At 29.2% G+C, this 8961-nt stretch carries 10 protein-coding genes; 9 read left to right on the plus strand and 1 reads right to left on the minus strand.

Features of this window, described 5'->3' with window-relative positions:
• A partial coding sequence (locus tag KQI42_RS20470) for a hypothetical protein (protein ID WP_216522644.1) occupies positions 1 to 369 on the minus strand: 369 nt, incomplete at its 3' end.
• A 157-nt stretch (positions 370 to 526) separates the two neighbouring features.
• Here KQI42_RS20470 and KQI42_RS20475 point away from each other — a divergent pair.
• The 9 genes from KQI42_RS20475 (at position 527) to KQI42_RS20515 (ending at position 8840) form a co-directional block, all read left to right on the plus strand.
• On the plus strand, positions 527 to 1045 hold the full coding sequence (locus KQI42_RS20475; RefSeq protein ID WP_216522646.1) for a GrpB family protein: 519 nt from the start codon (positions 527 to 529) through the stop codon (positions 1043 to 1045).
• 152 nt (positions 1046 to 1197) lie between these two features.
• Entirely contained in the window at positions 1198 to 2271 is a 1074-nt protein-coding gene (locus KQI42_RS20480) for a helix-turn-helix domain-containing protein (RefSeq protein ID WP_216522648.1), read from the plus strand.
• A gap of 315 nt (positions 2272 to 2586) precedes the next feature.
• Complete coding sequence (locus KQI42_RS20485; protein ID WP_216522653.1) at positions 2587 to 3084, plus strand: hypothetical protein; 498 nt, start codon at positions 2587 to 2589, stop codon at positions 3082 to 3084.
• Positions 3085 to 3262: 178 nt separating this feature from the next.
• Positions 3263 to 4576: a helix-turn-helix transcriptional regulator gene (locus KQI42_RS20490; protein WP_216522655.1), complete on the plus strand. Its 1314-nt coding sequence runs from the start codon at positions 3263 to 3265 to the stop codon at positions 4574 to 4576.
• A gap of 13 nt (positions 4577 to 4589) precedes the next feature.
• On the plus strand, positions 4590 to 4730 hold the full coding sequence (locus KQI42_RS20495; protein ID WP_216522657.1) for a hypothetical protein: 141 nt from the start codon (positions 4590 to 4592) through the stop codon (positions 4728 to 4730).
• 26 nt (positions 4731 to 4756) lie between these two features.
• A complete protein-coding gene (locus KQI42_RS20500) occupies positions 4757 to 4948 on the plus strand; it encodes a hypothetical protein (RefSeq protein ID WP_216522659.1) in 192 nt (63 codons plus the stop codon).
• 250 nt (positions 4949 to 5198) lie between these two features.
• Positions 5199 to 7544, plus strand: coding sequence for a xanthine dehydrogenase family protein molybdopterin-binding subunit (locus KQI42_RS20505; RefSeq protein WP_216522661.1), 2346 nt, complete (start codon positions 5199 to 5201; stop codon positions 7542 to 7544).
• Positions 7531 to 8370: an FAD binding domain-containing protein gene (locus tag KQI42_RS20510; protein ID WP_216522666.1), complete on the plus strand. Its 840-nt coding sequence runs from the start codon at positions 7531 to 7533 to the stop codon at positions 8368 to 8370. The genes KQI42_RS20505 and KQI42_RS20510 overlap by 14 nt, the downstream gene beginning before the upstream one ends.
• Positions 8370 to 8840 carry a (2Fe-2S)-binding protein gene (locus KQI42_RS20515; RefSeq protein WP_216522668.1) on the plus strand — a complete coding sequence of 157 codons (471 nt, stop codon included), beginning with the start codon at positions 8370 to 8372 and terminating at the stop codon, positions 8838 to 8840. Before KQI42_RS20510 ends, KQI42_RS20515 begins: the two co-directional genes overlap by 1 nt.
• Positions 8841 to 8961 lie beyond the last annotated feature (121 nt).

The following is an 8961-nucleotide window of genomic DNA, read 5'->3' on the forward strand; positions in this document are numbered from 1 at the left end:
GGCAACATCAGGATCAATGAAATAGGACATGTAGATTGTCTTACCGCTTAGGTCAACCTTAAACATATCCCAAAGATATTGGGCTCCAATTTCAGCTGCTTGGTCTATAGGCAATGCACTAGAGTTTGTAGATCGCATAATCTTGTTCTCTAAAACCTTGTAGTCAACTTTTACATAGTCTTCAGCTTTATCAATAGATGTAGTACTAACGTTATATGTTGTAGAAATGGATTCCTCCTTATCCAAGGCCATTGCCATTGCTACATTGTTCGCTCCTACAAAAACCGTACTACATATAGTAATAGCCGTTGCACTTGCTACCACCGTTTTCCAGATATTTTTTTTCTTCGTTCCCATTGTTTGTTTCATAAATAAATCTCCTCCCTAAATTGATTTTAATGATAAACACAAATACAGTATAAATCCATAATATTATTGAGTTATTATGAACTTGTTATGAACTTGTAAAAGTTAATTTTTAATTGTAAGATAGTTGTATTAAAAATTATGAAAAGGGGTGTTTATAATGATTATCAAAGTAGTAGATTACGATGAAAATTGGGAAAATGAATATGAAAAAGAGGAGCACAATATCAAGGCTATTCTACAAGATGAGTTGATTAATAGCTTTCATATTGGAAGCACTTCTGTGCCTGGGCTAAAAGCAAAGCCAATTATTGATATTATGCTTGTGGTTCATGATATTAATAAATTAGACTTATTTTCTAAACAATTTGAAGAACTCGAATATGAGGTCATGGGAGAGTTTGGAATCATTGGACGGAGATATTTTCGAAAAGGCGGAGATAATCGAACTCATCAAATACATGCGTTCCAATTTGACAATATAGCAGAAATTGAAAGACATTTGTTGTTTAGAGATTATCTTCGTAAACATCCAGAAGTTTGCAAACAGTATGGGGAACTAAAAAGTAAGCTTGCTGAACAATATCCTAATGATATTGAAGGATATGGTGACGGAAAAGACAGCTTTGTAAAAAATGTTGAAAAAGAAGCGATTAAATGGTATTGGTTTATACGTTAAAGTTATTTCTTTTTATATAAGCTAAATCATAATTTTTTTGTTAAATCTTGTATTAAATTGTAGAAAAATAGAGGACTAAAATCGTTTACAAATATGATTTTATATGTTAGTATAGTCACCAAATAAAATTATTTTCTAGGGGAATGAGCATAATGGTAAAATGCAATAGTTTATCCATTGGGGAAAACTTAAAGAGAATAAGAACGGAATTAGGATTAAGACAATATGAGATTACGGGAGGAGAAGTTACAAGAAATTTAATAAGTATAATCGAGAATGATAAAACTTCTCTTACTGAAGATAAGACTAAGCTGATTTGCAGGAACATTAATGAGATTATGCAAAATAAAGGTTTAGATATTATTATCGATCCAGAGGACATTTTTAATCCTGATAGGTATGATGCTAAAAAACAAGCTGATTTATATATTGAAAAGCTGGACAAGCTATTTGCCACTAAAAATTGTAATATTGAAATAGAATATATAGATGAGATAGAATCATTTCTAAATAAATGGAATTTAGTGGATAAAAAAATAAGAGTTTATGAAATTTTGGGAGATATTTACGATGATTTAAGAAATTATGCTAAGGGGTATTGCTACTATATCAAAGCTTGGGAAATTGCTTTTAATTATCCTAATAGAAAATTAAACTATAGAGTTATGCTAAAATTAGTAGCTAATTGTATCATGACAAGAAAATATAAAGAAGCTACTAGATTATGTGATTATGCACTTCTAAATAAGGAAAATGTACCTGAAAGATATATGGGTATTCTTCATTATAATAGTGCTCTTGCTTATAGAGGGTTAAGTCTAATAGATAAGTGCTTAGAGCAAATATCTGAGTCTTTAAAGTATATTGAGGATACAAATTACATAGAACTAGGAAAAATATTTATTGTTGAGGGTAATTGTTATTTTGAAGCTGAGAATTATGATGAAGCTCTAAAAAGCTATAATAAAGCAGTAGATGTATTAGCTTTGGGCAATTATTATGATGAACTAATTTTAGCTTATGCAAATATGACTGAAGTATATATGAAGATTAACTGTGAAGATAAAACTATTGAATATATAAATAAGGTTTTAAATAGTATTCCAAATTTAAATAGAAACTCAAATTATTTTTCTAGAATATATAGACAGATTAATACTGTGTATAATTATTTAGATAAACTTGGCTTAGCAGAAAAATATTTTGATGATTCATTAATCAATTAATTATATATGAAAGAAAGTAATCCGTAGAATTTTATATAAATAATAAAGATAAAGTTAAAGAACATTAGTAGGATTTGTATTTCTAACATTAATGTTAGTTAATTTAAACTTAGTATTTACTACGTTTATATATGGTGGAGACCTTATAAGACCGAATAGTATATTATATTTAACATTAAAAACATAAAATAAAAAGATATCTCAAAATAATTTTTAGCCATTTTGAGATATCTTTTTTATTGTGGATATAAAATTTATTCTTCTATCCAGTATGGGTATAATAGAACATATGCTAATTAAAAGCGAGGGATATATATGGATAGAGGAGATATAGCTCCTGAAGAAAAAATATATTACTATATTAATAAAACAAGATTAAATGATAATGAAATAAAGGATTTATTATATCAATTAACTATACTCAATTGGGATAAGATGGAGCAAAACTATGGAAGAAACATTAACCAAAGGATTATACAGAAGGTTATAAAAATGGATATAGAAGATATAGAAAGCATATCCAATATAATTTTACTCTATAATAATCCTTATGGCATATATACTTTAGAATTTGCAGAATTAATTACTAAAATTTATTCAAAGGATAAAATTAGGTTTATTAAAGGATTAAATCTAGTAAAAGAAGAGGCTATAAATATTGTATATGTATTTAGGTTACGAAAAATATTTATTGATGATGTTGAATTAGAAAGAGATATAGAAGAAATACAAAATTCTCAGAAGCTGTCTTACGAAGAAAAAGAAACAGCTTCAAGATTATTCAAGATGTATAAAACTATATGTGCAACTTGAGTTTAAAAAAGAGAAAAGTTCTTTCTTTTTATATAAATTAAATCATAATTTTTTATAAATTTTTTGCCAGACCTTGTATTAAATTGTAGAAAAATAAGAGAGTAAAAACATTTACAAATATATTTTTATAGGGTAGTATAATAAATGAATATAACTATTTTCTAAAGGGATGAGCATAATGGTAAAATGCAATAGTTTATCCATTGGGGAAAACTTAAAGAGAATAAGATCAGAACTTGGTCTAAAACAGTATGAAATTACAGGAGGAGAAGTTACAAGAAATTTAATAAGTATAATCGAGAATGATAAAACTCCTCTTACTGAAGATAAGGCTAAGCTGATTTGTCGAAATATTAATGAGATTATGGAAAACAAAGGTTTAGATATTATTATTGAGCCTGAAGATATTTTTAATCCCGATAGATATGATGCAAAAAAACAAGCTGATTTATATATTGAAGAGCTGGACAAGCTATTTTCAACTAAGAACTATAATATCGAAACAGAATATATAGATGAAATAGAATCCTTTTTAAATAAGTGGAATTTAGTAGATAAAAAGATAAGGATTTATGAAATTTTAGGAGACATTAGTTATAACTTAAAGGATTATACTAAGAGCTACTATTATTATTTTAAGGGACGTGAATGTACTTTTAATCATCCTAATAGAAAATTAAACTATAGGATTACGTTGAAATTGGTTGTTATTTGTATTCTTATAAATAAGTATAAAGAAGCTATTGATTTATCTAATTACTTAATTTTAAATAGAGAAAATATATCTAAAGAACATATTGGTATTTTATATTATAATAGTGCTCTTGCTTATGAATATCTGGGTCTAATAGATGAAAGTTTAGAGCAAGTACTGGAGGCATTAAAATATACAGAAGATACAAACTATATACAGTTAGGAAAAATACTAATACTTCAAGGCAATTGTTATTTTAAAATTGGAAGTTATAATGAAGCCTTAAAAAGTTATAATAAAGCAGCGGATGCATTAATTTTAGGAGATTATTATGATGACTTATATTTGGTATATGCAAATATGACTGAAGTATATGTGAAGATGAACTGTAAAGACAAAATTCTTAAGTATATAAATAAAGTTTTAGATAATATTACTAGATTAAATAAAGATTCAAACTATTTTTCTAAACTATGCAATCAAATTGCTATTGCATATAATCATTTAAATAAATACGATTTGGCTGAAGAATATTATAATGAATCATTGATATACGCTAAAAAAAATAATCAGCAAGATATAGTTAAACAGAATATATTAGCTTTATTTCATCTTTATTATAAGAATTTAGACTTGGAAAAAATACATATACTATTTGAAGATTATAAAGATATTATATTGAATATTTCATTAGATAATGATATCCTCTTGCTATTGAGAACATTAGAATTTTATATAATTAATAAAAATGAAAGTAAATCTTTGCAACTAATTGAAGATTTAATAACTAATAATTAAGGAGGAAAAAAAGATGAAAGTTAAAAAAACATTGGTAGGTTTTATATCTTTAGCATTAGTATTAGTTAATTTAAATTTAGGAATTACTACATTTGTGCATAGTGGAGATCCTATAATGCCTTGTACTACAGTATATTCAACATTAAAAAGATAAAAGTATAATACAATGACTATTTCAAAATGGTTTTTAACCATTTTGAAATAGTCATTTTAATAGGAAAGAAAAACACTGTTAGAAATTTTCTTAAATTAGGAATCGAGCCTGAGAAGGTTGCAGAAGTTGCTGAACTTTCTATTGAAGAGGTTTTAGAGCTTAAAAAAAGAATTAGAAAATTAAATATAAAAATAATATATAATGTATGTATAATTTAGTAATATAAAAAAATTAAAATTAAGTGTAAACTACTTTTTTCTAGTAAGAATCAAAATAATATTAAGCCAGAAAAGAGTAGTTTTTTATTTAATAAAAAACTAGCTGTAAAAAATCATAGCATGCCGAAGAAACTTATCTCTTCAATATTTTATACTAGGGCTTTTGAATATTTATAATATATAGGGAAAAACTACTTTAATACAGATAAACTCTTATTAATTCAAGATTTATACAAGAGGAGAGAGGTTTATGGATTATATATCAAGAATTGGAGTAAGTACTCCTAGAAAGGAGTCATGGGATAAGGTTACTGGTGCTGCCAAATATAATGGTGATATAGTCACTCCTAACGCTTTACATGCTAAGATACTTACAAGTACCCATGCTCATGCTCTAATAAAACTAATAGATATTTCAGAAGCATTAAAATCTGATGGTGTTCAAGCTATAATTACTGGAGATTCCTTTCCTGCTTTAAGTGGACCTATGATTGAAGATAGACCACCTATTGCAAAGGATAAGGTGAGATATTTTGGAGAACCCGTAGCTGTAGTAGTGGCAAATAGTGAAGAAGAAGCAATGAGAGCTATAAAACTTATAAAAGTTGTTTATGATCCTCTGCCTGTAGTCAACTCAATAAGTGATTCTATAAAATCTGGAGCTACATTAATACATGAAAATTTAGGAGAATATCATTGTCCTGTTGAGGATGTATGTCCTCAACCTGGTTCTAATATTGCGGACCATATGAAAATTAGAAAAGGAGATATGAATAAGGGTTGGACAGAAAGTGACATTGTTATAGAATCAAGTTTTTCACTTCCTCAATCTGACCATCTTGCTATGGAAACTCGAAATTCAAAAGCCGAAATACTTCCTAACGGAAATGTAATAATACATACATCATCTCAAGCTCCATTTTCAGTAAAGGAAGAATTAAGTAAGATTTATAATATATCTGAAGGGAATATTATTGTTCGTGTTCCATTAGTTGGAGGAGGTTTTGGTGGAAAAGTTGCTGTTGATCTTGAATTTATAGCATATCTTGCTTCAAAAACAGTTGGAGGAAGATTGGTTAAAGTAGCGAATTCTCGAGAGGAAGATATTGCTTCATCACCATCTAAAATCGGTGTTGAAGCTAAACTTAAAATAGGTGCTACTAAAGATGGTATTATAAAAGCTTTAGAGTGCACCTATTATGTAGGTTGTGGTGCTTATGCTGACACTGGTCCACGTATGGCTAAGGCAATAGCTGTTAATTGTACTGGACCGTATAATATTGAAAATGTTCAATGTGATGCAATCACTATTTATACTAATCACACATTTGTTACATCCTATCGTGGTTTTGGACATACGGCATTTACATTTTGTATTGAAAGAATATTGGATCAACTGGCAGCATCATTAGGTATAGATCCAATAGAGTTAAGAATGAAAAATGCCATAGCTCCTGGGAATCTTTCTCCAACGCAAGATAAACTAACTTTAAGCAATACAGGAAACTTAGTAAAATGCATACTAAGGCTAAAGGAAATTATGAATTGGCAGGAAGGCTCGAGAATAATAACAGACAACGGTATGATAAGAGCGAAAGGAATGAGCTGTTTTTGGAAAACTTCAACTTCTCCTACTAATGCTTCATCTGGAGTTATTCTTACTTTAAATACTGATGGCAGTATAAATTTAAACTTTGGTGGTGTAGAAATTGGACCTGGAATGAAAACTACAATAGCTCAAATACTTGCTGAAAAGATGAAAATGGACATTGATAAAATTCATGTAGTCATGGATGTAGATACTCAAACGACTCCTAAACATTGGAAAACAGTTGCAAGCATGACAACTTTTATGGTTGGAAATGCAGTTATTCAAGCAGCTGAAGATTTAATACAACAATTAAAGAATCTTGGTTCTATAGTTCTTAAATGTCCTCCAGATGACTTAGATATAAAAGACCAAAAAGTGTATTTGAGGGATAATCCTGAAATATATGCTCCATTTAAAGATTTAGTCCATGGATACCAATATCCAGGTGGCTCGTCTATAGGGGGACAAATGATTGGACGAGGAAGTTATATTATGAAACATTTAACTTCGTTAGATAAGGAAACAGGAAAGGGAAAAGTAGGAGTATCTTGGACTGTAGGTGCTCAAGCTGTAGAAATAGAATATGATCCTAGAAAGTATACTTATAGGTTATTAAATGCCGCAACGGTTATTGATGTAGGTAAAGTAATAAATCCTAAGACTGCTAGTGGTATTATAATGGGTGGTATGAGTATGGGAATAGGATTGGCGACCCATGAAGAATTTTTATATAATGATTCTGGTATATTAGAAAACACATCTTTGAGAACATATAAGTTAATACATTTTGGAGAACAGCCTAAATATATAGTTGATTTTATAGAAACACCTCAAATTGATGCCCCTTTTGGTGCTCGTGGGATGGGTGAACATGGTATTCTTGGGATTCCAGCTGCCTTTGCTAATGCTATATCCTTAGCAACAGGATTTAATTTTAATAAGTTACCTATCTCTCCAGAACTAATATGGAAAACTATGACGGGAGGCAGATATGATACCTTTTGATTTTGAATACTATAAACCAACGACGATAGAAGAAGCCGTTAATTTATATAATAAATTAAAATCTGCAGGAAAAAAACCAATATATTATGGTGGAGGAACTGAATTCATTAGTATGGCGAGAATGCATAATGTATATACAGAAGCAGTTATTGATATTAAAGGTATTCTAGAGTGTAATATACATGAATTAAAGAATAATGAACTAACAATAGGCTCCGCTGTAACCCTTACTAATATTGCAGAATCAAATTTTTTTCCTCTCCTTAGTTTAACCGTTAAAAGAATAGCTGATCATACAGTACAAGATAAGATTACATTAGGGGGGAACTTAGCTGGTACCATTATATATCGAGAAGCTGTACTACCTCTTATGGTGGCAGATAGTGAAATCGTATTAGCAAGTATCAACGGTGAAAGACGAGTCCCCATAATGGATGCTTTTAATAAACGAATTCAACTTGCTGATGGAGAAATGATAGTTCAAGTGATTATAAAGGATAATTTTATAACTTTGCCTAATATTCATGTAAAGAGAACAAAAAATGAAAAAATAGATTATCCTCTAATTACAATAGCGGCATTAAAAGACAATAATAAAATTAAAATTGCCTTTAGTGGTATGTGCGATTATCCTCTAAGATCCTATATAATGGAAGATATTTTAAATGATAATACCGTTTCTTCTATGGATAAAAAAATAAGTAATGCTATTAACAATATACCTGGTAAGGTATTAAATGATATTAGCGGTTCTTCAGAATATAGAAAATTTATGCTGCATACAATGATACATGAAGCCTTAACAAATTTTGAGGAGGTGAATTAATGCTAGAAGTTTTAGGTACTACCGTCTTAACATTAAATGTAAATGGAGAAGATAGAAAGGTTGTTGCTAAACCTTCTGATACTTTATTATATACTCTCCGAGAAGAACTTGGGCTTACAGGTGCAAAGCCTGGTTGTGAAAATGGAGATTGTGGTGCCTGTACTGTATTAATAGATGATTGGCCTATAAAATCATGCTTAATGCTTACTGTAGAGGCTATAGGAAAGAAGATTCTTACTGTTGAAGGATTGAAAAATGCACCTATTCAAAAAGCATTTGTTGAAAATTGGGGATTTCAATGTGGTTACTGCACTTCTGGATTTTTAATGGTTTGCCATGCTTTAGCACAAATTCATCCTGATGCTGATGACCATGTAATAGAAGAGTGGCTTCAATCAAATCTATGTAGATGTACAGGATATGAAGAAATTGAAAATGCTGTAAAAGCAATTTTAAAAAAAGAAGTATAGAAGGCTCTGTAAACTAAATATGAAAAAATAGTACAATATCTTCATAGAATTGCTCTAAGTTTCTTTGGATTGCTCTAAATTTCGCTTTGCATATGATAAAGCTTCGTCTATGAAATCATCA

Origin of the sequence: Tissierella simiarum, assembly GCF_018917865.1 — a bacterium.
In the GTDB taxonomy this organism is placed as follows: domain Bacteria; phylum Bacillota; class Clostridia; order Tissierellales; family Tissierellaceae; genus Tissierella_C; species Tissierella_C simiarum.

Bases quoted from the DNA above. Each gene is read 5' to 3' on its own strand.
- KQI42_RS20475 (WP_216522646.1), top strand. From the start codon at position 527: ATGATTATCAAAGTAGTAGATTACGATGAAAATTGGGAAAATGAATAT.
- KQI42_RS20480 (WP_216522648.1), top strand. From the start codon at position 1,198: ATGGTAAAATGCAATAGTTTATCCATTGGGGAAAACTTAAAGAGAATA.
- KQI42_RS20485 (WP_216522653.1), top strand. From the start codon at position 2,587: ATGGATAGAGGAGATATAGCTCCTGAAGAAAAAATATATTACTATATT.
- KQI42_RS20490 (WP_216522655.1), top strand. From the start codon at position 3,263: ATGGTAAAATGCAATAGTTTATCCATTGGGGAAAACTTAAAGAGAATA.
- KQI42_RS20495 (WP_216522657.1), top strand. From the start codon at position 4,590: ATGAAAGTTAAAAAAACATTGGTAGGTTTTATATCTTTAGCATTAGTA.
- KQI42_RS20500 (WP_216522659.1), top strand. From the start codon at position 4,757: ATGGTTTTTAACCATTTTGAAATAGTCATTTTAATAGGAAAGAAAAAC.
- KQI42_RS20505 (WP_216522661.1), top strand. From the start codon at position 5,199: ATGGATTATATATCAAGAATTGGAGTAAGTACTCCTAGAAAGGAGTCA.
- KQI42_RS20510 (WP_216522666.1), top strand. From the start codon at position 7,531: ATGATACCTTTTGATTTTGAATACTATAAACCAACGACGATAGAAGAA.
- KQI42_RS20515 (WP_216522668.1), top strand. From the start codon at position 8,370: ATGCTAGAAGTTTTAGGTACTACCGTCTTAACATTAAATGTAAATGGA.